This is a genomic window from Planctomicrobium aquicomposti, from assembly GCF_051466325.1.
GTDB lineage: Bacteria > Planctomycetota > Planctomycetia > Planctomycetales > Planctomycetaceae > Planctomicrobium.
This window is the reverse complement of record NZ_CP195792.1, coordinates 212784-236459: the sequence shown is the minus strand read 5'-3', so window position 1 is coordinate 236459 and position 23676 is coordinate 212784. Positions and strand designations below refer to the sequence as shown.

Annotated in this window: 16 protein-coding genes; 7 read left to right on the top strand and 9 right to left on the bottom strand. The window is 60.6% G+C overall.

Going from position 1 to position 23676, the window contains the following annotated elements; all coding sequences use genetic code 11:
- Positions 1–82 precede the first annotated feature (82 nt).
- From SH664x_RS00955 to SH664x_RS00935, 5 genes are all read right to left on the bottom strand, one after another.
- The gene (locus SH664x_RS00955; RefSeq protein ID WP_437204236.1) at positions 83–1489 is read right to left on the bottom strand and encodes a glucose-6-phosphate isomerase; all 1407 of its coding nucleotides are present in this window, start codon (positions 1487–1489) and stop codon (positions 83–85) included.
- A gap of 78 nt (positions 1490–1567) precedes the next feature.
- Complete coding sequence (pyrE, locus tag SH664x_RS00950; protein WP_437204234.1) at positions 1568–2131, bottom strand: orotate phosphoribosyltransferase; 564 nt, start codon at positions 2129–2131, stop codon at positions 1568–1570.
- Positions 2132–2346: 215 nt separating this feature from the next.
- Entirely contained in the window at positions 2347–3855 is a 1509-nt protein-coding gene (locus SH664x_RS00945; protein ID WP_437204233.1) for an O-antigen ligase family protein, read from the bottom strand.
- 88 nt (positions 3856–3943) lie between these two features.
- Complete coding sequence (locus SH664x_RS00940; protein ID WP_437204231.1) at positions 3944–4939, bottom strand: glycosyltransferase family 2 protein; 996 nt, start codon at positions 4937–4939, stop codon at positions 3944–3946.
- A gap of 70 nt (positions 4940–5009) precedes the next feature.
- Positions 5010–6377 (bottom strand): lipopolysaccharide biosynthesis protein, encoded by a 1368-nt coding sequence (locus SH664x_RS00935; protein WP_437204229.1) that lies wholly within the window; start codon positions 6375–6377, stop codon positions 5010–5012.
- Between the two features lie 235 nt (positions 6378–6612).
- On the opposite strand from SH664x_RS00935, the gene SH664x_RS00930 reads away from it, so the two are divergent.
- Positions 6613–9873, top strand: a complete 3261-nt coding sequence (locus SH664x_RS00930) for a YCF48-related protein (protein WP_437204228.1) — start codon at positions 6613–6615, stop codon at positions 9871–9873.
- Positions 9874–9901: 28 nt separating this feature from the next.
- Here the strand turns inward: SH664x_RS00930 and SH664x_RS00925 are convergent, their stop codons facing one another.
- A complete protein-coding gene (locus SH664x_RS00925) occupies positions 9902–11359 on the bottom strand; it encodes an AAA family ATPase (RefSeq protein ID WP_437204226.1) in 1458 nt (485 codons plus the stop codon).
- Between the two features lie 643 nt (positions 11360–12002).
- Between SH664x_RS00925 and SH664x_RS00920 the strand changes: the two genes are divergently transcribed.
- The 5 genes from SH664x_RS00920 to SH664x_RS00900 all read left to right on the top strand — a co-directional run bounded on the left by SH664x_RS00920 (position 12003) and on the right by SH664x_RS00900 (position 19555).
- Positions 12003–12776 carry a uroporphyrinogen-III synthase gene (locus SH664x_RS00920; protein WP_437204224.1) on the top strand — a complete coding sequence of 258 codons (774 nt, stop codon included), beginning with the start codon at positions 12003–12005 and terminating at the stop codon, positions 12774–12776.
- Positions 12777–12878: 102 nt separating this feature from the next.
- On the top strand, positions 12879–13643 hold the full coding sequence (locus tag SH664x_RS00915) for a PIG-L deacetylase family protein (RefSeq protein ID WP_437204222.1): 765 nt from the start codon (positions 12879–12881) through the stop codon (positions 13641–13643).
- Between the two features lie 194 nt (positions 13644–13837).
- Positions 13838–14797 carry a cobalamin-binding protein gene (locus SH664x_RS00910; RefSeq protein WP_437204220.1) on the top strand — a complete coding sequence of 320 codons (960 nt, stop codon included), beginning with the start codon at positions 13838–13840 and terminating at the stop codon, positions 14795–14797.
- A 388-nt stretch (positions 14798–15185) separates the two neighbouring features.
- Positions 15186–18320 (top strand): inverse autotransporter beta domain-containing protein, encoded by a 3135-nt coding sequence (locus SH664x_RS00905; RefSeq protein WP_437204218.1) that lies wholly within the window; start codon positions 15186–15188, stop codon positions 18318–18320.
- Between the two features lie 278 nt (positions 18321–18598).
- Positions 18599–19555, top strand: coding sequence for a DUF1559 family PulG-like putative transporter (locus tag SH664x_RS00900; protein WP_437204217.1), 957 nt, complete (start codon positions 18599–18601; stop codon positions 19553–19555).
- A 168-nt stretch (positions 19556–19723) separates the two neighbouring features.
- Here the strand turns inward: SH664x_RS00900 and SH664x_RS00895 are convergent, their stop codons facing one another.
- A complete protein-coding gene (locus SH664x_RS00895; RefSeq protein WP_437204215.1) occupies positions 19724–20158 on the bottom strand; it encodes a secondary thiamine-phosphate synthase enzyme YjbQ in 435 nt (144 codons plus the stop codon).
- Between the two features lie 332 nt (positions 20159–20490).
- Here SH664x_RS00895 and SH664x_RS00890 point away from each other — a divergent pair, with 332 nt between their 5' ends.
- Positions 20491–21747: a hypothetical protein gene (locus SH664x_RS00890; protein WP_437204214.1), complete on the top strand. Its 1257-nt coding sequence runs from the start codon at positions 20491–20493 to the stop codon at positions 21745–21747.
- Positions 21748–21878: 131 nt separating this feature from the next.
- Here the strand turns inward: SH664x_RS00890 and SH664x_RS00885 are convergent, their stop codons facing one another.
- Positions 21879–22850, bottom strand: a complete 972-nt coding sequence (locus tag SH664x_RS00885) for a DUF1570 domain-containing protein (RefSeq protein ID WP_437204212.1) — start codon at positions 22848–22850, stop codon at positions 21879–21881.
- Positions 22851–22921: 71 nt separating this feature from the next.
- Positions 22922–23512, bottom strand: coding sequence for a DUF417 family protein (locus SH664x_RS00880; protein WP_437204210.1), 591 nt, complete (start codon positions 23510–23512; stop codon positions 22922–22924).
- Between the last annotated feature and the right edge of the window lie 164 nt (positions 23513–23676).

The window sequence follows — 23676 nt, the reverse complement described above, 5'->3', positions numbered from 1 at the left end:
GAAGGGACAGACAAGTCTGTGATCAGACGGGATGATCAGCGAACGTCGCGCGGCTCTCCCGGCGACTCTTCCGCCCGTGGAACTACTTCTTGCCGTAGAGAATCTCGCCCATGTTCTGCTTATAGGCCTCCACGCCGGGCTGACCGTAAGGGTTGATGCCGATCAAACGACCTTCGACCACGGTGGCGAGCATGAACATCTGCAGGAGCTGGCCGATCGCAAAGGCATCCAGCTGCGGCAGGTGAATATTCGCGGTGGGCCGCTGCACATCGGCGTACGCCTTGTTCGTTCCCTGAATCGCGGCCGCGAGCAGTTCAGACATCGGCTTCCCGGCGATGCGATTGAGCTGATCCTGATCGAGATTTTCAGGAGCGGTCGGTACGGTGACGGCGGGAAGTCGCGGAGCATCCACAATCAGGTTGGTGATGAGGCGATCGCGCTTGCCTTCCTGATGCTGCTGACCACGGCTGTGCAGGTCGCGCGTATTGACCACCGTCAGCGGAGTGGCTCCCCGTTCTTCCTTGCCGAGGCTTTCGGCCAGCAGCTGGTCGTACCACAGGCCGACCCCTTCCAGTCCTTTGCCCCAGGTCGACAGGACCCGCATGTCCAGGCCGTGGTCCTGTTCCAGCAGGTGGCACGTCGAGACATAATCGAGCACCGGATTCTGACCGATCGGAGCGGTCCGGAACCGTTCCGTCATTTCCGCAGCTCCTTCGAGCAGGGCCCGGATGTCGATGCCGAGCACTGCCGCCGGATAGAGTCCCACTGCCGTCAGGACCGAAAAACGGCCCCCCACACCGTCCGGAATGGGGAACGTCACCGGGTATCCCTGAGCCTTGGCAAATTCCCGCAGCCTGCCAGTCTCGCCGGTGATTGGCACTACGAGATCTTTAGCGGCGGCCGACTGCGGACCGTAATACGCTTCGAGGGCTTCCCGGAAAATGCGGAAGGCGACGGCGGTTTCCAGCGTGCCGCCCGACTTGCTGATGACCACAATCCCCCACCGCTGCGCCAGATCTTCCGGCCGCTGGCATTGTGTCTTCAGCAGATCGAGCATCGCCCCGGTGCTGTCGTTGTCGAGGTTCTCTCCTTCGTAGAACAGTCGGGGAGCCTGATGTCGACCACTGCGAGGACGGGCGTTGTGATAAGGATCGCAGAGAGCTTCGAACAGCGCCCGCAACCCCATATAGGATCCGCCGATCCCCAGCACCAGCATCAGATCGATCGATTCCCGCAGGCTTGAGGCCGAGGCTTCAATCCGCTGCAACAGTCCATCTTCACCGGCCAGCAACCGCTGCGGCAAATCAATGAACCCGCTGTCGAGAGGCTGCTTGTGGGAAGGAATCGCTGCCCCGCTGCGCAGCAGCTGCACATCATCCAGTGTTTCCCGGCGTGCCCCCTCCAGCTTGTCGGCAATCCCGGCGGGAGCCTTGCCCAGCAGAAAGTCACAGGCCCGCGAATCGTAGGTCAGCAAAGAGCGAGCAGCCATTCACAATTCTCCTTGAAATCGAAGCGTCGTGATCAGTCGGTGACGAAGGACAGGAGGCACACCGCCCGGTCAGGGAACTCAGGACTGATGCGGCACCGGAGGTTCAATTCCAAAATCCTGGATCGTCAGCAGCGAGCGGAACGCCAGTCCCTTGTCGGCGAAGTTCTTCGCTCCCCCTTCCATGCGATCGATGATCGCCAGCACTTCAACCACCTCGCAGCCGAAGGCCTGCACACGTTCCACCGCCAGCAGCGAACTCCCGCCGGTGGTGACGACGTCTTCAACGATCGTCACCTTCATGCCCGGCTCAATCGGCCCTTCCACGTATTTCTGTGTGCCGTGGCCTTTGGCTTCCTTGCGGACGAGAAAGCCGAGCAGCTCCTGCTGACGGGCCGCGGCTGCGGAGAGGACACCGGCCACAATCGGATCAGCGCCGATCGACATGCCGCCGACGGCCTGAACCTCGCTGGACCCCATCAGTTCCAGCAGCCCCTCGCTCACCAGATGCAGGCCTTTGGAATGCAGAGTGATCTGCTTGCCATCGAGGTAGTATTTGGCTTTCTTGCCGGAGGCCAGCGTGAAGTCACCGAACTTCAGTGCCCGCTGGCGAAAGAGTTCAATCAAGGCCTGCTTATCATACATCGTGCAAATTCCCGAAGCGGTACAGAGATGGCATTCATGCTAACCGCTCAGGGGGGAATTGGAAGTGGGGCGCCCCCTTCCCCGGCAGAGGGGAAACGAGTCGCAAGAACTTTCGCGGATTATGCGAAAAATGCCTCCGGTGCCGCGAAAAACGGGGGGGGTTGAACTTCTCCCAGCCTGTGTCGAGCGGAGAACGCGTTGCCAGTCCACCCGTTTCAGGGTCGCCTCGGCCGCGGACCGGGGAGTCGACCCGGACGAGCCTGTCGGGGGAGGCCGCTGGCACGCTTGAGCTGCGCGAGATCGATACGTCGTTGAGGGCCGTTGGTCTTCTGGGCATCTTCCGCGCGTGGAGTGGACTGCTGCACGAACCGGGACCGCGCCAGCCGCCGCGCCCGGACTTCCCGCCCGTGAATGTCCATCAGCATCGCCAGATAACCCATGTAGATCAGGCTGACCGAGGCAATCGGCACGGTGGCAAAGGCATCCATCGTGTAGTTTGCGGCACACAGCGCGACGAGTGCCGCCAGCGCCGCCGACCCGAATTCCTGATAGGGACTCAGACGGGTCAGAATCGCGCGGATGCTCAACGAGGCCACGAACAGCATCAGCACGCAGTAATGGGCACAGCCGACGACTCCAAACCGTGAGAGCTGATAGACGTAATAATTGTCGGCATAACTGGGAATCACGTCCCGCAACGGGCCCGCCCCGAACACCGGATACTTATAGAACCAGTCGAGCGTGTCGTCCCAGATCTCCACCCGTGCGGCGAAAGAGTTGAACTCATTCGCATCAAAGCCGCCACCCCGCACCGCCCCGTGAATCTTCACGAGGAATTCTCCCAGATACGGAAAGATCTCTTTCACGATGCCGCTCTGCACAATGGCATCGAGGCTCAAATACATCCCCCCCGCCACCAGCAGGAAGCCGAAAAAGAATTTCGCACGGCCAGTCGACAGACAGACGACCGAAGCCACCAGGCCGGCCATCGCCAGTCCGGTGCGGGAGCCGGTAAATATCACGCTGAAGAGGACCAGTCCGCCGAACAGCAGATAGCGCCACTTGCCTGTCAGCCTGTACGGCGGGAGCGCTGACAACGACAGCAGCACGGTCATCAGCGCGTTGACGTTCGGATTCACAAAGAAGCCGAATCCCCGTCCCTGGATGTCCATCACATCCATGTGACGTTCCACCGAATAAAACTGCTGGATCGGCCGCGTCGCGACCGGCAGGGCGTATTGCATGATCGTGAAGATCGCATTCGCCACGGCAATGGTCAGCAGCAGATGACAGGTGCCGATCAATGCGCCGGATTGCCCTTTGCCACGCTGCGCCAGCGACGTTCCGAACAGGAAGATGCCTAGGAATGGAATCAGCCGCATCACATCCATGAAGTCACGGATCGTGACGCTCTCGCCGCGGAGCAACGACACCATTTCAAAGCCGAGCATGGACAGCATCAGCAGCGTGAAGATCGTGACGTTCGTCCCCCAGATCGGACGGGGGACAAACATCAGACGGGCTCCCACCGCGCCAAAGCGAACCAGATCGAGCAGACGAACGGCGATATCAACCAGAAACGGGGGCGTCGGACAGAGCAGCAGAATGAACACCGCCAGACGATCACCCCAGCTGTTGGGAGGAAACGTTTTTCCAGCGCGCCGTTCAGGACGTTCCAGCGCGCGGGGAACTGCGGGATCCGGACGAGTGACAGCCAGCGACATTCCGATTCCAGACGCTCTCGTGATTTCAGGGCGGGGACAGTCATTCGCAGGCACGTGCCTGCCGATGGGGTGAAGTGGAGTCCGCAAGCTACATCCACAGCCGTCCGTTGTGTTCCCGCAGATACTTCAGGGCGTCGGCTGAAAACGTTTCCCGTTTCACCCCCCGCAGATAACCGGGGACGCTGCGCAGCCCCAGCAGAAAGCTTCCCAGCTGCCCGGTCCGCAACGCGCTGAAGGCGTAATAAGCGAGCCAGATTGAGAGATAGCTGGGCAGGTAGAGAGCCGGAAGATATCTCCACGCCAGATAGACCCGATTGCGGATATGAAAGGTCAGCTCCGAAACCTTTCTGCCCGCCGTCGGTCCGACCACACTGGGCATCGGGAAGTGGTCGACCTGCACCTCGGGTTGATAGGCAATTTCATAGCCCGCATTGATGACGCGGTAGGCGAGATCCATTTCTTCGCCGGAGTACATCATGTCGGAGCGGTAGCCTCCCAGCTCCGTGAAAATCTCGCGACGCAGCGCGTGTCCTCCTCCCCGATAAGAGGCGACAAGCGCCGGTTGTTGCACAACCTCGGGATGCGACTGAATCGTGCGCCGCTGAAACGGCACCAGCGGAGTCCGTTCATTACGAATGACATTCGTGATCTGAAAGGCCACGATCCCGGCGCGGGGCCAGCGCTCAAACGATTCGACAGCCAGCCGCAACGCATCGGGATGCGTGAAGACCGCATCGTCATCGAGGGACACCAGAATTGCGCCGCGGGACTCGTTCATCAGCAGGTTTCGTCCCCCGGCCACTCCGAGCGACGTCGTCACATGAAACGCACGAATGCGGGGATCAGCGAGGCGCGCGGTCAGTGCGTGGGCCGTATCTCCGCAGTCGGAAGCGTCATCGAGAATCAGAATCTCGAAGTCAACCCCTTCCTGCAGCAGCACGCTCTGCACCGCCTTCTGCAGAACTTCGAGCCGGTTCCGTGTCAGGATGAAGACCGAAACCAGCGGACAGGCCGGCGCAGGCTTCCGGGGAACGTCGGTGCGAACCGTGACTCGTGACGGCGTGGCCGTGGCGGGTGGCGTCATGTTCATCTCCCTTTCCGGGACGCTGCACAACAGAACTTGAGGGGGACCGGGGCTTGCGGGGTTCCGGACGTCACAACAGGGTTTTCGCAGACAGCCGACCGATGTTGGGCCAGAGCCCCAGACGTCGACGGACAACAACCAGCATGCTCACATTCCAGAACACCACCGCTGCCGCATTCGCGATCGCCAGCCCCAGCACGTCATACCGAGGTAACAGCAGCAGACAGAGCCCCAGATTGACGAACAGGCTGCCCGCAAAGATCGGAGCCAGTGACCGGTGATGACCGGTCATCGTCAACAGAAAATCGACCGAACCACACATCGCATTGATGGCAGTCCCTCCCAGCAGAATCATTAACGGCCAGTAAGCCGGAACAAACTCTTTCCCGAACAATCCGAGGATCGGTTTCCCGAACAGCGCCATCATCAGCAGCCCGACGAGCATGAAGCCGGTCGCTCCCCAGGCCGCCAGCCGGGCCATTCGCTGCAGCTCATCCCGTTTGCCCTGCGCGTGCAGCGACGCGAAGACCGGCGCGGAAATCATGTTGATGGAGGCCATCCCCAGCAGCATCGCCTCGGCCAGACGTTCGATGGCGGCATAGGTCCCCGCAGAGTCCTGACTGAGGAACAGCCCCGCCACAACCACGCCGGTTCGTCCCTGCAGATAGGCGAGCCCCATCGCTCCGACGCAGTGCAGCGAAGTCGACATCCATTCCTGCTGCCGCACTTCTCCGGGAAGCTCCGGGTGGAAACGCCGTTCCAGCTTCCGCTGCAGAAACCACATCACGGTCAGCCCCAGCGAGGTCGCCACCAGCTGCCAGAGCAGAGCGGTGGTCGCCGTGATCGGCCCGACAGACAACGCCGCCAGACCCAGGAGAAATCCCAGGAGAGCCACCGGACGAATCAAATCGGCGAGCATGCTCCAGGTCACTTCACCCAGTCCCCGGACCGCGGCACTGCAGAACAGGGATTGCGAGAAGACCGGGATGGTGACCGCGACAATCAGGAAATTGATTAGAGTGGAGCCCGACGTCCAGCCGGCACACAGGAGCGAAACAACCGCGAGTCCGAGTCCGAACAAAACCGATTCCAGAAGAGCGAGACGAGTCGCCCACCGCAGAAAGCCGTGCATCAGCCCCCATTCGCCGCGCGCGCGATATTCCGCCACGAAACGGAGCGCGGTGGTATCAAGTCCTCCCCGGGCAAAAATCAGGAGGATCTGCATCCAGGCAAAGGCATAGGCAAACGCACCGAACTCGGTCTGCCCCAGCAGGCGGGCCAGACAGATCTGCACACCGAGTGCAATCGCCGCAGCTGCGCCGCGCAGACCGACCGCCAGCACCCCTTTTTTCGCCCAGTGCCATGAACGCAGCGCCGTGGTCGCTGCAGGAGCAACAGGGCTGTTGGTCGTCGGGGAAATCGCCAGCGATTCATTCATGCGGACGTTGACTCTACGGCGAGAGCAGGAGTCTTTCGTGTTCCCAAATCGGTTCCCGATCAGGACCTGCGGCGGGCGTTGTACCCCCGTTCGGAAAAACAGGTCAAGATGAGTTGAATAGGCAGCCCGCACCGGCCGGATGTTGCGCCCCCCCAAAATCTCCTGTAGGAACAGGACCGCGAATCGGCATACAGTCCCCACCTCCCGTTCCGTGAGGCTGCTGTGGTCCAGGATCATGATGCCACCGACCCGAACCCCGACAACTCGGCTTCGACTCCTGCTCGTTCTCGGGTTAGTCACCCTGTTGCCCGACCAGAACGTCTGGGGACAGGGACTCTTTGAACAGCGGACCGTCTCCTCAGCCGCCTGCTCCCCTTTGCAGGATGATGCCACTCTGCACGATGTCGTGCTGCTGGGAGAATCCAAAGGCTGGGCCGTCGGGGACCGGGGAGCGATCTGGTCCACAGAAACGGGAGGTGCGACATGGAACTTTGTCGCATCGATTCCCCAGATCGAACAGTTCTCGCTGCGCAGCATCTGTTTTTTGACCGACCGGGTCGGCTGGATCGCTGGCGGCACCGTGCTGCCGGCGGGAGGGGACCATCAGGGGATCGTGCTGTTCACCCGCGATGCCGGTGCGAGCTGGACATTGTGCAACAGTCTCGGGCTCCCCTTCCTGAAATCGATTCAGTTTTTTGATCTTGAGCAAGGGATCGCCGTTGGCGAGCGGAATCAGCAATATCCCTCCGGATTGCTGCGAACGGCTGACGGCGGAAAAACATGGGAAGCGATCGGCGCGACCACCTCGGGCCGCTGGAACACCGGAGGCTTTCTGTCTCCGCAATCGGGTCTGGTCGCTGGCGATCGTGGCTCGCTGGCCATTTTGTCACAGGCAGGATTGAACCGTTCCAGCCCGACACTCCGGGGGCTGCGCGGGATTCGGGCTCTGAGTGTCCCTCCCGGAGAACGATACTGGCTCGCGGGAGAAGGAGCGCTCCTCCGCTGCAGTGACGATCAGGGGATTTCCTGGCAGCCTCCGGCGGCTCCGCTCGCAACCGAACTCGAAGATTTCTGCGACTTTCATTGCCTCGCCCAGCGGGGATCACGGGTCTGGGTGGCGGGCAGTCCCGGGTCACAGATCTGGCACTCCGCGGATGCCGGGGCCAGCTGGCAGCCCCAACGGACCCCCGATTCGGGAAGCATCCGGGCACTCCGGTTCTCGAGTGATCGGCATGGCGTGGCGGTTGGTGACTATGGCCGAATCGCCTACACCGACGATGGTGGAGAGACATGGACCACCGCCCGTGGTGGTGATCGTCGACTCGCTGCGCTCGTGATTCAGACTGCACAGGTGCAGTCGGCGCTCCCCTTTCTCACACGGTGGTCGCGTGAAGAGGGATATCGGAGTGCTGTGGTGGTCGCCACCCGTCGAGATGTTGACGATGCCTCCGCCTTCTCGCAGACGGATGTCCGCTTCCAGCGCGCTGTCCAGATCGCCGGGGGAAATGTCACCACGATTGACTGGCGGCTGCCGCTGTCGATCCCCGGACTCGCCCAGAATGAAGAGCGACTGCTGGAACAATGGTATCAGCTGACCGATCGTCGCCTGCCTCAGGTACTGCTGGGAAATCTCGTCAGCCGAATCCGAACCGATCGTCCGTCGCTGGTGCTCATTGAAGAACCGGCCCCAGGCGATTTCGCAGCCGGCCTGATTCAGCAGGCGGTCATTCATGCAGTCGAGCAGGCCGGGGACCCGACCCGGTTTCCCGAACAGTTCCAGCTGGGGGGACTCTCCCCCTGGAGCGTGAAAAAACTGGTGCAACGCCGACGGGAGGGTGTCGGCGGGACGATCACTCAGGAGGCACTCGAACTTCTCCCGCGACTCGGAACCACCCTCGACATCGCCAGCGCGGAGGCGGACGAGGCGCTCGGACAGGAGCGGGAGACACTCCCCCCGCGACAGCAGTATGCCGTCGTGAAGACCACTTCCACAGCTGATGCCTCGGAGCGAACGCTGTTCGGTGATCTGGGACTCGGCCCCGGTTCCCCAGCCCGGCGGCAACCACTCCCTCTCAGTGATGCCCAGATCGGCAAGCTCTCCAGCCAGATCACACAACGTCGGAATGTGGTCGCGATCGGCCAGAAGCTGACGGCCCAGCCGGGGGGAGCCAATCTGCTGCTGGGGCAGATGCAGGAGATCATCCGTTCTCTCTCTCCCGAACAGGCCGCCCGTCAGCTGGCGGATCTCGGCGCCGCCGCCCGACAATCGGGGGATTGGGGACTGACGGAATCGATCTACGCAGAACTGATGACCCGCTATCCCGATCAACCAGCTGCGGTCGAGGCATCGATCTGGCTGATTAAACTGTGGTCCAGTTCCGAAGCGAACTGGCAACGGCTCCGCAGCGTGAACGCCACGAGAATCAACCGCAGCATTACACTCAGCGGAAACACCTTGCCTGACAGCGACGGGAAGGAGATCACCACAACCGGCGTTCTCTTCGACGGCAGTTCCGAGATTCGTCCGGTCAGCCACAGCACGACTTCGTCTCTGCTGCCCACTTCGGGGGACCTGCAATCGGTCCTGCAGTCAGGGCAGACCGGGCAGTCGGCGGGTCAACAGCAGATGCTCATCGCCCGCTGGCAGGAGATGGCCAACCAGACCGCCAAACGCCTGGAAGGGGCTTATCCGCACCTGAAGCAACATGCCGAACTGCAGTTTGTCACCGCCGCCCTGGCCCGCAGAAAAGGAGACCCGCGGCGGGCGGACGAGATCTACGGGCGCTACCTGAGCACCATCAGCGATGACCCGTGGCATATCGCCGCTGCGGGAGAAACGTTTCTGGTGCATCCGGGAGCGATCTCTCCCAAACCGGAAGTGGTCTGCCGGAGAACCGCAACGCCACCGGTCCTTGATGGCCTGCTCGGCGACAACTGCTGGGCCGAGGCTCAGGAGGTTCGTCTGACCGCGACCGCCAGCCGGGGCAACTATGTCGGCCCGAATTCCACAGAGTCTCCCACTGCCGGCGACGGGCGACAGCCGATCGTCATGTTCGCCTACGATGATCGCTTTTTCTATTTCGGCGCCAGCATCCCTGTCGAACCCCGGTTGCCGTCGGTCACTCCCGATCTGGCCAGCCGGACCTACGATGCCGATCTCGACCGGTACGATCGTCTCGCCCTGCAACTGGATCTCGACCGGGACTACGCGACGTTCTATCACTTTGAAGTCGATCAGCGGGGACAGCTGCGCGAGGCCTGCTGGGAGGACTGGACGTACAATCCCAAGTGGTACTGTGCTGTCATCCGGGACAACAACGACTGGCGGGTTGAAGCAGCCATTCCGCTGGAAGAGCTGTTGCCGCCAGAGCGGATCGGGCAGGGGATCTGGTCTGTCGGGATTTCACGCATCCGACCGGGGATCGGCATTCAGAGCTGGAGCGCCACTCCCTCCGACCCGCGTCCGGCGACTTCGGGACTGATGCGGTTCCAGTAGCGGCCCTCTCCCGCGTTCGGGCAGCGGTTCACATCATCGAGAAGTAGTTCTCGACGGCGAAGTCGAAGCCTTCCGGCGTCACCCGTCGGGGAATGCCCCGGTAGGCACAATAGTTCTTGATCTGCAGCAGCAGATCGCGCGGCTGGCAGTTGCGGAACGGCCGACCCGCTTCGATGTAATGCTTCTCGATCAGGTATTCGACCGCCGCGTCATCCATGATCAGCCCCAGCTTGGGCCCCATGATATTGAACAGTTGACGGAAGTGTTCTCGCGAAGGATTGGGAACGTTGATCTTGTAGGGAATTCGCCGGAGAAACGCGCCGTCCACCAGATCTTTCGGTTCGAGGTTCGTCGAGAAGATGATCAGCTGATCGAACGGCACCTGAATCTTTTTTCCGCTGGGCAGGTTGAGAAAGTCGTAACGCTTCTCCAAAGGGACAATCCAGCGGTTGAGCAGCACATCCACCGGCATCGTCTGGCGGCCGAAGTCGTCGATCACGAGCGTTCCGCAGTTGCTTTTCAGCTGCAAAGGGGCTTCGCAGATTTTCGTGACCGGATTCTGGGTCACTTCCAGTTCATTCATGGTCAGTTCACCCCCGGCCACGATCGTGGGGCGACGAATCTTGATCCAGCGGGGATCCACCCCAGAAAGATCGAACAGACTGGAGCCGCTGGTCTCTGAGCGGACTTCGTCATGCACTCCGGGATCGAACAGCCGGATGATGTCTCCATCGATCCCCAGTGCCCGGGGAATCCAGACATCATCACCGAAGCAGCGGGTGATGCGTTCGGCGATACTGGTCTTGCCGTTCCCCGGCTCACCAAACAGAAACATCCCCCGTCCGGAATTGATGGCGGGGCCGAGCTTCTCGAACATCTCCTCGCTGATGAGCAGGTCGGAGAACGCCTCCTGTAGATCCGCTTCCGTCGCCTCCAGACCGGCGATCGACTGCAGTTCCATCGCTTTCAGGTATTCCGGCAGGCCAACCGGCGCGGCTCCGTAGTAGCTGCACTCTTCCTGAAATTTTCGTCCCCGATCGCGGCCGGATTCAGTGATTGCGAAGACATAGTCTCCCATTTCACCGGCCGACCGATACGTCACCAGCTGTTCGTTTTTCCAATCCTTCAGGAGGGGGAACGTAATTCCGAAGGGGATTTTGATCTGTTGAGAAATTTCCCGTCCGGTCGCCGAGCCCTTCTGCAGCAGAAACTTGAGGACCAGCCGCTGCACGTCATCAGCGTTGAGCCCCATTTGCTCCAGCGTCTCAGGAACGTGCGGAAAAAACTCTTTGTCGGCCGCCGACGCACTTCCGAGCAGAGAATTGACGCGGGCGAACAGGGCTTCCAGATGGGAGTTCCCCCGGATGACATCGGGAGTCACCTCCTTGCGGACAATTCCTCCCCGTCCCGCTTCCATGTAAACGGTTTCGGTACTCCCGGCAGACTGATCCTGTTCTGCGTCAGAGAGAGTGTCCGGCGAAGTCATTTCCACAATCCAACAAAAGCTGATCTGTCGGGCCCCGACAACCCCGGAGACCGGGCAGGACCTCATTCAAACCTAGTTCGTCCCAGCCACCGGTCAACCGGTGGTCCCCGATCGAAAGAGTGAGCAGGAGCAAAAGAATCTCGAGAATCGGTGCGACCGCGCCACTCATCTTGACGATCACACGCAAAACGGGTCACCCGCTGATTCTGAACATCTCGGGAGATGTCGCGCGAACAGGCATTTCGTGAGCTCTGTGCCCAAACAGGGGGCATCACAATTTTCGACTGCACTCGCAGAACGAATCGCATTCCATTTGACAATCAACACTTACAACAAGAGACAACATTCTTTTGAGAACTGGCATGGACCTTGCCTTCTTGTCCGTCAACAAGAGCGAGTGATGTATGACTGGGGGTGTGGCCGGAACTGCCCTCGTTGGGTTGCTTCCGGGCGAGCGCCCACGCCCCCAGTCATCATCACTCGCTTTTGTCTTTCTCCGCTCTCCCCGTCACAGCATTTTCAGTCCAATCGAACATCCGGACAGAGCTGAATCGCGGCCCAGGTCGATATACTGAGCCGCATGAATCCACAGCCTCTCCGAGTCTGCTCGTTCGAAAGCCGCCGCCAGGAAGAAATGGGGCGGATGATTGAAAAATTTGGGGGGCAATCCACCGTCGCCCCGTCGATGCGCGAGATTCCGCTCGACGACAATGCCGACGTCTTCGTGTTCGCAGAGCAGCTGCTGGCTGCCCAGATCGACATTGTCATCTTCATGACCGGAGTCGGAACCGAAGCCCTGTTTCAGGTGCTGGCCGGCCGGGATCTGACCGATGCCGTTCGACTCCAGCTGGCAACCTGTCTGGTGGCCGCACGAGGCCCCAAACCGGTGGCGGCGCTGAACAAACTCGGCATTCGCATCGATGTCAGAGCCCCGGAGCCGAACACCTGGCATGAACTGACCGCAGCCCTGCAGGCCGCGAAGGTCTCTTTTCAGGGACGGGTCGTCGCCGTGCAGGAGTACGGAGCCCCGAGTACCGAACTTTATGCCTGGCTGCGCGATCACGGGAGCACCGTCCTTCCGGTCCCCGTCTACCGCTGGGCGCTGCCGGAAGACCTCGCGCCGTTGCAGGACGCCATCCGGCAGACCCTCGCCGGAAATTTCGACGTCCTGCTGTTCACCAGCGCGCAGCAGATTGTGCATCTGAGCGAAGTGGCCGAACAGATGGGAGTGCGGGAACGCTGGCGGGCTGCCGCAGCCCGCTGCGTGATTGGCAGCATCGGCCCGACCGCTTCGGAACGGCTGCGGGAATACAACCTCCCCCCCGACCTGGAGCCTTCGCACCCCAAAATGGCGCATCTGATCCGCGAGTCGCTGGAGCAGGCCCCCGCGCTTCTCCAACAGAAGCAGCAACCCTGAGAAATCGGGATTCACTTCCGCGAGTCGAACGACTTTACACATCCACACCGGCAGGAAATACTCCCTGCAACTTACGGCACTTTATTGACAGGAACATCACTGATGGCCGCTCCCCTTCCCCGTATTCTCGCAATTCATGCCCACCCGGATGACATCGAAATTCTCTGCGCGGGGACTCTCGCCCGACTCAAACAGAAAGGCTGCGAGATCGTCATGGCTTCGATGACGCCCGGTGACAAGGGGAGTGCCGAGCTGGGGCCCGATGAAATCGCCGCCGTCCGCCGGGAAGAAGCGAAAACAGCCGCAGCCCTTCTGGGCGCGGAATACATCTGTCTGGAGTTCCGCGATCTGGCGATCGATTTCTGCAACGAGAGCCGTAAGCGGGTGACCGAAGTCCTGCGCAAGGCAAAAGCGGACATCGTCATCACAGCTCCTCCTGTCGACTACATGAACGATCATGAAGCGACCGGCCGTCTGGTCCGCGATGCCTGCTTCTGCTCCTCGGTTCCCAACTATGCCACGGAGCAGTGGGATCCCGCCCCGCGACTGGCCCACATTCCCGCGCTGTACTTTATGGATCCGATCGGAGGGACCGACTGGTTTGGACAGCCGATTCCGGCCGATTTCATCGTCGACGTGACCGAAACCTTCGAGCTCAAGCAGCAGATGCTGGCCTGTCATGCCAGCCAGCGGGAATGGTTGCGGCAGCAGCACGGTATGGATGAATACCTCGACAGCACCCGCCGCTGGTGCGAACAGCGCGGTTCAGAAATCGGCGTGCAGTATGGCGAAGGGTTCCGCCAGTACCTGAACCATCCTTATCCGCACGAGAACGTGCTGCTGAAGATTCTGAACGACGAGTACTGAAAGTTCGTTCTCCCCCGGTGGTGGAGCTGTGCGTTTCGTTGATGGAACAGCACCGCTCCGCGCGGCGGAGACGGGCCGACTCTGCTTTCAGCAAGGTGTTCACCTGTCTTCCGGGCTCGCGGCTGTCGCTCCGGAGAAGAGTGTCTCCACTGATCGGTCGGGAAAACCGGTCGGCCCGGTCAACGAAGATGTCCATGCCTGCTGAACCAACCGAGTTGCGTCTCGTCTCGCTGATCGCCAGCGCAACAGAAATTGTCTGCGCTCTGGGGCTGCAACAGCAACTGGTCGGGCGCTCGCATGAATGCGACTTTCCCCTAGAGGTCGGTTTGCTTCCGGTCTGCTCGCAGCCGCAGATCAACGTACAGGCCAGCAGCCGGGAGATTGATCGGCAGGTGCGGGCCCGTGTGGCTCACGCACTCTCGGTCTATGAAGTTCTCGGAGAGGAACTGCAGCGGCTGCAGCCCACGCACGTGATCACCCAGACTCAGTGCGAGGTCTGTGCGGTCAGCCTGCAGGATGTGGAGCGAACCCTCTGCCAGCTGACTGGACTGAACACGCGCGTTGTCTCGCTGGAGCCGATGAATCTGGATGACTTCTGGAGAGACATCCAGCAGGTGGCCCAGGCGCTCGGAGTTCCGGAGCGGGGCGAGCGGCTCGAGGCAGAACTCAAAGCAAGATTGAACGAGGTGCAGCGTGCGGTGGCTTCCCGCACCGAAAAACCGCGCGTCCTTTGTCTGGAATGGCTGGAGCCGCTGATGTCGGCGGGAAACTGGGTGCCCGAATTGGTCAGCCTCGCGGGAGGAGAACCGGTCCTGTGCATCCCCGGACAGCATTCCCCCTACTTCAGCTGGGAGGAACTGCAGGCCATTGACCCCGAGGTGATCGCGATCATGCCGTGCGGTTTTGACATTCCGCGCACGCTGCAGGAAGTGGAACTGGTCACTTCCCGGCCCGGCTGGTCGCAATTGTCTGCCGTCCGACAGGGACGAGTTTTCGTGACCGACGGCAACCAGTATTTCAATCGCCCCGGTCCCCGACTGGTGGAGTCGGCTGAGATCCTGGCCGAGATTCTCGATCCCCGGTGGCAGGACGGCCCGCGTCGACACGAGACCACCGGCTGGGTTCCGCTGGAGACCGGTGTCGCCCTCCGCTGAGCATCTGTGCGTGAGTGCATTTTGCCAAACGAAACGCTTGCTGCGCGGGGACTGGAGAGAGCATCCAGCTTCAGCCCCCTTTCTTCACTGGAGTAGCGCTCTCTGCGAAGCCACCCGGCCCAGTCTCTGAGCCACCGCTGACCTGTCATCCGCAGCCCAAAGGCAACACCGATGAGGCTCGCCGTGTCCCTGCGATGGTGGCCAGATTTCAGGCATCTCCTGCCGATCTGAAATCAAAAATATGTGAGATCGTCCGGAATGCATTCGCAAGAATCCGGATTCAGCGATGCCCGATTGGTGAATTCCGCCTCACGCAATTACTACCCCCGCCGTCCGCCAACGGTTCACCGGGGCCGATTGATCGCCCCCTTGCGCACAGTGAAGACTCATGATGAGCACCTCGCCCGAATCCCAATCCGGCCGTTCCCGCTGGGCCACTCCATTTCTGCGAAGCAGTAAGCTACGGGCTCTCGTCCTCTCTCTGGGGCTCCTCGGTGGGACCGCCGCGGCCCAGGAAGAAACCGGAGATTTCGGCTTCCCGGATGTGCCTGTTTCCAACATCGGCGCCAAGTTGACCGAGCCGGTCAACGCCCACCCGGCTGCCGGGGTTGACGGACGAATCGGTTACTGGGCCATGCCTTCGTTCGGCCGCGATACGGGTATCGCTCCACTGGAGCTCTTCCCCTACATCCAGACCGACAACCAGATCCTGTTCGCGGACCTGCGGGGCTTCATCAGCAACGACGGCCTGCTGGGAGGGAACTTCGGCACCGGCTGGCGATTTATCGAACCGAATGATCTGGTGATGTTCGGCATCAACGGCTTTTACGACGCCGACGGCACCTCCGGCGAACTGTTTCATCAACTTGGATTCGGAGCGGAAGCCCGCACCGAACGGTTCGGACTGGCCGGAAACGCCTACTTTCCAGTGGGGGACACAAACCAGACCATCAAACGGACTCTGTCGAACGTCCATTTTGAAGGGAACAAACTCCTCTTCGATGTCACCTCCCGTCTCGGCACCGCCATGCGGGGGATGGACCTGCGGGCGAACGTTTATCTCCCCGGCGACTTCTGTGAAGACCACGAGATCCAGCTGACCGGCGGCTGGTACCACTTTGAAGGCGACAATGCCGAATCGATCAACGGCTATCTGATCCAGACCGATGCCGCCGTGTACCGCTCGTTGTACAACCAGGTGATTCTCACCCACGACAACACGTTCGGCACCAATCTGACGATCGGCTTCAACTGGCGGTTCGGTACCACCGACGTGCCCGATACCAACCTCCGTGGACAGCTGCGACGCTTCGTCGAACGTAACTACAACATTATCGTCGACAACAAGAAGAAGGTCGAAGAGAATGTCGAGGCGATCAACCCGCTGACCGGCAACGCCTATCAGGTCGGACACGTCGGTGTCGGCCTCGGCTCCGGGTCCGGCTCTCCCACCAGCCCCTACACCTCCGTCGCACAGGCGCAGGCCAACGGCGCGGAGATTATCTACGTTCACAACGGCACCACACTGACCGAAACGATCACACTGGGCAATGGTCAGTATCTGCTGGGAGAAGGAAAGGCCCACCAGCTGCGGGATGCCCGCTATGGACGCTTCACGCTTCCCGGCGACCCGACCGGAACGACCCCCATCGTGTTCAATCCGCCGGGGCATGGCATCTTCATGGGAGACAACTCGGTCCTCTCCGGCTTCACCATTCAGGGTGCCGGTGGCAATGCGATCGTGGCGAACAACGCTAATAACTTCCGCATTTCGGACGTGAAGATCATCAACGCAGCCGGCTCGGGAATTTCCATTACCGGCGGCTCGGGGAGCGTGCTGGAAGACATCGTCATCACCGGCGCCGGGAACCACGGAATTGAAATGAACGGCGTCAGCGACTCGACCGTCAGCCGTGTCGTCGTGAACGGCGTTACCAATGACGGGATTCGTCTGGTCGACATCGATGACGTCATGGAACTCAATTCCATCACGGTCGATGGAGCCGGTGCCAACGGCATTCATATCGTCGGTGGACTGGGCGAAATCGGCTTCGGCGGTCTGACCCAGATTTCAAACGCGGCCCAGGCGGGCTTCGCGATCGATGGCCTGGAGAAAGTGACCGTCGTCGATGACAAGGGAACCGCCACCACGTCGGACGACACCGAAACGGTCACGATGGGTGTGGTGCAGGTGGACAACCTGAAGATCACCGACGCCACCGGAGCGGACGGAATCAGCATCAACAACAGCGAAGGTTACATCTACTTCAGCAAGGTCGACGTGACCACCGAAAACGGCTCTGCCCTGATCATGCGTGACTCGTCTTGGCTCGGAATCGGCAGCGGCGTGCTGAATTCCAAAGATGCTCCGGTTGCGGATCTCGAAGATTCGCAGGTCACCATCAAGCTGGACAAGGTATTCGCTGATGGCGGCACGGAAGGGATCCGCATGGTCCGGACCGCCGGGCAGTTCGCCGTGGTCGGCACCGGGAAAGACAACGATTTGAACGACGACATCGGCATCGGTGGTGTCATCAAGAATACCGATGTCGCCATCTATATGGAGGACTCCGGCAACCTCGGCGTGCAGGGAGTCAACTTCAAGAACAATGACTACGTCGCCAAGGTCGAAGATTCCACATCGCTGCAGATTGCGGGTGCTGCCATCACCGGAACCGGCATCCAGATCATCGATGCCAACAATCTGGAGCTGCTGACCGTCTATGCCTCGACGCTGGAGAACAATTCCCTGTCATCGGGTGTCGGCATTGACTTCACCGCCGACAAGGATGGCAGCTACGCCTTCGGCTTCGAGCAGAACCTCGTCAAGGAAACCGCGGGGACCTTCCTGAAGACCTCGACAGTCGGCTCGCTCTCGAACGCCAAGCTGACCTACAGCGTTCAGTCCAACTCGTTCACCATGAAACAGGCTCTGGATACCGCCATCGAACTTGACTGGACGGGAGTCTCACAGGCAGTCATTGCCTCCAACTCCTTCACCGGTTCGCATGCCAACCAGACCGCCATCCGGTTCGAAACAGACAACTCCACCAGCCTGTCGCAGCTGGTCGTCCAGCAGAACCTGATTGCCCTGGGAGGCAAGAACTCGATCGGTCTTGATGTGCTGTCGTACTCCCCTTCCACGATTCAGGTCGTGGCCAACCAGATTCAGTTCACCGGGACCGACGGCATCGGAATCCGGGCCGAGCTGCACAAAGCCTCGGGCATGACGTTGTACGGCAACGGCATCGCGGACAAAGCGGGCGGAGCAACCGGCATCCTGTTCACCAGCGTCGAGAAAGGGAGCTCACTTTCACTCTCCGGCAACGTGATCGACCTGAGCTCCCCCAGCGCCTTCGTCGATCGGGGCATCGTGCTCTCCACCATCACCGGCAGCGACGATCCGTTCATCACGTTCGATTCCTCGCTCAGCAATACGATTACCGGTGCCAGCACGGAACTGTTCGTCCCGAGCACCGGCGTGAAAGGAAAGCTGATTATTAACAACGTCACCATTCAGTAATTCTGAATGCGGTGAAGTGGAATGATGGATTATCAGCGTGCCTGATCAGATGACAGACGCCTGGGGCCAGGATTGACATTTCACCTGAAGTGTTTACCTTCCCTTGCGAGTGGAATCACTCACGAGGGCAGCTGGACTCCGGCTTTTTCTGCACCGCCGCGCGGCGGAAGGGACTTGGACAGACAACTTCTGCGCAGAGGCAGGGACCGACGGACTCCCCTCGTCGTTGATTCGGAATGGTCTGAAACGCCCACGACCTGTGCGGAAATCCACCAGCGATGCGAACGCGGGAGCTGAAGACACGCCCTGCCTTTACGCTCATCGAACTGCTGGTCGTCATTGCGGTCACGTCTCTGCTGCTGGCGCTCTCCGTCCCGGCAGTCCAGCAAGGTCGTGAGGCCGCCCGAAGAACCCAGTGCCGCAATCATCTCAAGCAGATCAGCCTGGCGCTGCACAATTATCACGACACGCACGGGAAACTCCCCTCTCCGGCGTACTGCGGTGTTCCGGGGTCATCCACCATTCAGCATTGTCACACCTGGATTGAAACCCTCCTGCCCTTCATCGATGAGCAGAACAAACACGCGGCCATCAATTTCAACGTCTCCAACCACCGCGGGGTGAATCCGTCGGTCCTGAACAACTGGCAGCCAGCCCTGCTGAAATGTCCATCCGACCCCGACAGCGGGCTCTTTCCCAACTCCCGCGAGACCGACTACACCCCCGGAGCGGGAGAATCGCTCGGCGCCAACTACATTCCCTGCGCGGGGCCGCTGCACATGAATTCCTGTCCGATTCCCGCGCGCAGCCCGAATATCAACTGTCTCGGGAATGGGGGAGCCCGTCTGAATGAAGATGCTCCGGGCATGTTCGCCGGTGGCTGGCGGGCCTACCGCTTCAGCGAGTGCACCGACGGCCTGAGCAACACGTTTCTGATTGGTGAAACACTGCCGATCTACAGCACGTTCCAGATGTACTTTGCTTCGCATCTGCACATCGGCACGAACAATCCTCCTCCGAACTATCACAAGATCCACACCGCCTGCCCTCCGTCACGGACGACACGCATCGGGACCTGCTATGCCGCGATGGGGGGCTTCAAGAGTACGCACGCGGGAGGTGTCCAGATGGCTCTCGCCGACGGGAGCGTACGACTGATCAACGAAGCGATCGACTATCCCACGTGGTGCTATGTGGGAAACAAGTCCGACGGCCAGCCGTTGGCGGAATTTTAGAGCCGGCTGGTCTTCCGGTCCCGGCATTCGAATCCCCGAATTTTCCGAGCACGAAGCGTCAGCAAGTGCTTCCGAACCGCAATCGGCAAATACGCGGGGCTCACTCGCCGACACGTCGTGCGCTGCGGGGACTTTCGCCACGCAAATCACAGTGTCGTCCCTGGTCTCTCACTGACCCGAGCCGGTTTCCCCCTGCAGCGTCAACATCAACTTCCGCGAGCCGCCGTGGTCCCGGTGTTCGCATAGAAAGATTCCCTGCCAGGTCCCCAGCACGAGGCGGCCATTCATGACCGGAATGCTGACCGACGCTCCCAGCAACGACGCTTTGACGTGCGCCGGCATGTCGTCGGGACCTTCACAAGTGTGAACGTAAGGGAAGTCTTCGGGAGCAATCGCATTGAACGACGATTCCAGATCGCGCGGGACATCGGGATCGGCATTCTCGTTGATCGTTAGCGACGCCGATGTGTGCAAGATGAAAACATGCAGCAGGCCCGCGCGGATTTCTCCCAGTTCGGGGAGCGCTTCGAGCACACGACGGGTGATCAGATGAAAACCCCGCCGCTGGGCGGGTAAGGAAATCTGTCGTTGAATCCAGGGCATCGTCGACTCCTGCTCAGCGGACACGTCGGCGCTGGAATGCCACATCTCGTCACACAAAAACGAGAAGTGCCACCTGCCCGCCGTCTGAAATATCACAAACCGTCAATGGAAACAGAAATTCACCGGCCTGCGGAAAATTCTTCTGTGTCCTGGGGGCCACGCGCGGTTCAACCGGCTTGTAGCGTGTCACGAAGGAGGCCGTCTATACTATCGCCCGGAGCGCACCGCGACTCCCTGGAATTTCGGCCGCTGTCGACAGCGGTCCGACGGAGTGCGCGCGGGATCAGTCGCGTGGTGTTTTTTGCTGATGGCAACAGGAAGTGAGAGCAGGCATGTCCTCGACAGTCGAGACCGACCTGGAAGAACAGTTTTTTCCAACTCATCAGGCGCGACTGCAACGGTGGCTTCCCTGGCTGCGGCTGTTTCAGGCCTTTCGCATCGCCATCGATTATCGACGGATGTTTCTGGCACTGCTGGCGGTCTGGATCTGGGCCGCGGGCGACCGCATGGTCACGTCCGCACTGCTGGGGACAACGGCTCCGGCCCACCAGCATCCCTGGCCCTCCGAGTCCGAAATCCTGCAGGGTCCCGCCTTCAGTAACGGCCTCAAGTTTTCAGAGATGCTCACCAACCCCTGGGGAGCGGCGCTGAAGTCGACGTCCGGCGGCGAGGTGCTGCTGGGACCGCTGCACCGAATGCTCAACACCGCAGGTCCGCTGCTGCATCCGGAGAACTCGTTTCCGCTGAAGTTCGCAGCAGGCTGTCTGCTGCTGTGGGGGCTGCTGATCACGGGACTTTTCGGAGGCTCCATTTCACGGATGACAGCGATCGAGATCGCTGGCGAGGGAGAGGGATCGCTTCTCCCGTCGCTGCGATATACACGTCGACATCTGTTGTCGTTTCTGGGAGCTCCCGCGCTGGCGTTCATCGGGATGCTGGTCTTCATCATTCCCTTGCGAGTGACCGGCTGGGTCAGCGCGGTGCCGCTGCTGGGGGATCTGTTGCTGGCGCTCGCGTGGCCGATCCTTCTGGCATTTGGAATCTGTCTGGCACTGTTGGTGGTGGCGTTGACGCTCGGCTGGCCGCTGATGGTGGCCGCGGTGAACACCGAAGGGAGCGATGCCTTTGATGCCCTCAGCCGGGCGTTCAGCTATCTCTTCAATCGCCCGTGGTACGCGCTGTTCCTGACTTTGCTGTCGACACTTTACGGCGCGACCCTGTTGTTCTTTGTCGGTGGTATTCTGGTTCTCGGGCTGCGACTGACCGTCGTCGGCCTGGGATATGCCTCGTTCGCCGCATTACCGATGCAATCCCCGGAGGCGACCGGCTTCGCCGCCCAGATCATGGGATTCTGGAAGAACGTCATCCAGAGCGTGCCGACCGCCTTCGTCTTCAGTTATTTCTGGACCACCGCCACGATCATCTACTTCCTCCTGCGACATCGGGAAGATGGTGTTCCGCTCAGTGAGGTGGCGGGGACCTCCAAAGTTCCGCGAGCCGAACTCCCGGTCGTGGGCATTCCGGCTGCGCTCCAGCGTGAGCAGGCTATCGCCGGTTCTTCGGATGCAGGTGCGGCCCCCACACCCTGACAGCTGTAACTGACGACGTTGGAAACGCGGAGAGCATTCCGCCTTGGGATTGCCCCGTCATCGCCACGCGGATGCCGTGATTTCACCAGACGAAACGCCGGCTGCGCGGGCCCGGGACGGAGCAACCTGCTCTACTTGGCGATGGCCGTTCCACTGGCCCATTGGACGTCCGAACCGGTCATCTCCCGCCCGAGAGATAGTGAGATATACGACGCCAGCCGCGTGTCGGCATCGTGGAAGTTACGTGCCAGCAACTCACTGAAGCGCGGGGGCTTATCGGATTTGCGGAGACTGCGACAGTAATCGACCAGCAGTCCACGTCCATCAGCGGCGTCGTGCAGCAGATAGTGCACCCACGCCCACGCTTCCTGATAGTCGGCCGTCCGCATCTGGGCGACATCTTCAATCTGCTCGAGCCGCGCGAGGTCGGGCCGCCAGCCATTCCTGAGTGCCAGTTTCAACCGCGACGTATGCTCGGCGTGCAGCCGCCGCTGGTCCTCCGACACCACTTCAAAATATTCCGCCAGCCCTTCATCGAGCCAGAGCGGAACGGTCCTTAACGACGCATGCAGCACCCCATGCGTGTACTCATGTCGCAGGTCTTCCGCCACATTCGGACTCCAGTGAGCATAGACTCCGAGCTCAATGGATGAACCAATGAAGAACGCCCGTCGCGGCGGGAGATTGGGATGCCGGAGTCGCATGTACTCTGCATAGCGGGCTTCATCGCCAAACAGATGCACAACCACCGCCCGGTGGGGATGCGGGAGTTCCAGCAACTGCGTCAACTCGATGCGAATCTGTTTCAGCTGCTTCAGCAGTTCATGATCCGCGGAGATCTTCAGGTCGGAACGGAGAATCAGTTCGCCGGTGGCCACCTCGTACTTGTTCGGCAGGGAGTCGGCCATCATGCCCCGATGCGGGCAGCCTGAGGTGCAGAGAACCAGTCCGACCAGCAGCATTCCGCGCAGGGTTGTCCGCAGCGTGGACGACACGCATCCGGTCGGAGTCACCCGCCGCATCGTGGTTCTCGCCTGCTCGGTCCCCGGGCAGCAACCTTCCGATGGAAGTCGCTGCTGCGGGTCCGGGGATCGTCGGGGCATGATCTGACATCCGGTGTCATGGTCTTTTCGTCTGCTTGAAACGGAAGCCCGTCTTCTGATGAAGGCCGCTGCTACACGGCGACCTGTGACGGCTGGGCGGACAAGGCCCGCCTGCTCAGATACGTTTGCGCGGAATCCGCCATCGTCACCAATGCTGCTCCCATCATGATCGAGTCCTTGACCACGAGTCGACCTGCGCCACTGAGATACGGGAAACCGTGCTGGGCATCACCCAGGTCGGGGACCCAGCATTCGGGGGTTGTGATCAGAAACGAGAGTGTGACTAAAGACATCATGAAGACAAGAAAACTGCCAACAGCAGCCGCCTGCGGCAACCACGGGTTCAGACACAGCAGCACACCATAGAGAACAATGACAGCCCCCAGTCCATACGCAAACGGGTAGGTATTGTTCGCTTCATGCCAGGCCCGATTCTCCGCATTCAGCACCCCTTCCGGATTTTTGTGGGCCCTGTACTGACCGGGGTCTGTATAGAAGAAGCTCATGAACGGGCTGTTCGCGACGAAGGGGACGATTCCGTCCGCCTCGTAGCGGAAGGCTTTCAGCCCCCCGATCCAGAGCAGGACGACGATCAACCCCCACCGGGTCACCTTCACTCCCACTTTGTCCATGCGGGCTGCGACTTCAAACAATTTCTGCATGTCTTCCTCAAACGCTCTGCCCCTTCCCGCTGCAGGTCTTTCAGGACTGAAAACTCTTTCCCTGCGGCGGGATCAGGTGACTTCGAACTTCATGCGTTCGACTTGAAAACCAGTTCGAACGGGTGAACTCCTGATCAAAGCGGGGTGCACTTCACCGTGCCGGC

What these genes read in the sequence shown, in the direction of transcription:
- SH664x_RS00955 (WP_437204236.1), bottom strand. Translation starts at nt 1,489, where the DNA reads ATGGCTGCTCGCTCTTTGCTGACCTACGATTCGCGGGCCTGTGACTTT.
- pyrE (WP_437204234.1), bottom strand. Translation starts at nt 2,131, where the DNA reads ATGTATGATAAGCAGGCCTTGATTGAACTCTTTCGCCAGCGGGCACTG.
- SH664x_RS00945 (WP_437204233.1), bottom strand. Translation starts at nt 3,855, where the DNA reads ATGTCGCTGGCTGTCACTCGTCCGGATCCCGCAGTTCCCCGCGCGCTG.
- SH664x_RS00940 (WP_437204231.1), bottom strand. Translation starts at nt 4,939, where the DNA reads ATGACGCCACCCGCCACGGCCACGCCGTCACGAGTCACGGTTCGCACC.
- SH664x_RS00935 (WP_437204229.1), bottom strand. Translation starts at nt 6,377, where the DNA reads ATGAATGAATCGCTGGCGATTTCCCCGACGACCAACAGCCCTGTTGCT.
- SH664x_RS00930 (WP_437204228.1), top strand. Translation starts at nt 6,613, where the DNA reads ATGATGCCACCGACCCGAACCCCGACAACTCGGCTTCGACTCCTGCTC.
- SH664x_RS00925 (WP_437204226.1), bottom strand. Translation starts at nt 11,359, where the DNA reads ATGACTTCGCCGGACACTCTCTCTGACGCAGAACAGGATCAGTCTGCC.
- SH664x_RS00920 (WP_437204224.1), top strand. Translation starts at nt 12,003, where the DNA reads ATGATTGAAAAATTTGGGGGGCAATCCACCGTCGCCCCGTCGATGCGC.
- SH664x_RS00915 (WP_437204222.1), top strand. Translation starts at nt 12,879, where the DNA reads ATGGCCGCTCCCCTTCCCCGTATTCTCGCAATTCATGCCCACCCGGAT.
- SH664x_RS00910 (WP_437204220.1), top strand. Translation starts at nt 13,838, where the DNA reads ATGCCTGCTGAACCAACCGAGTTGCGTCTCGTCTCGCTGATCGCCAGC.
- SH664x_RS00905 (WP_437204218.1), top strand. Translation starts at nt 15,186, where the DNA reads ATGATGAGCACCTCGCCCGAATCCCAATCCGGCCGTTCCCGCTGGGCC.
- SH664x_RS00900 (WP_437204217.1), top strand. Translation starts at nt 18,599, where the DNA reads ATGCGAACGCGGGAGCTGAAGACACGCCCTGCCTTTACGCTCATCGAA.
- SH664x_RS00895 (WP_437204215.1), bottom strand. Translation starts at nt 20,158, where the DNA reads ATGCCCTGGATTCAACGACAGATTTCCTTACCCGCCCAGCGGCGGGGT.
- SH664x_RS00890 (WP_437204214.1), top strand. Translation starts at nt 20,491, where the DNA reads ATGTCCTCGACAGTCGAGACCGACCTGGAAGAACAGTTTTTTCCAACT.
- SH664x_RS00885 (WP_437204212.1), bottom strand. Translation starts at nt 22,850, where the DNA reads ATGCCCCGACGATCCCCGGACCCGCAGCAGCGACTTCCATCGGAAGGT.
- SH664x_RS00880 (WP_437204210.1), bottom strand. Translation starts at nt 23,512, where the DNA reads ATGCAGAAATTGTTTGAAGTCGCAGCCCGCATGGACAAAGTGGGAGTG.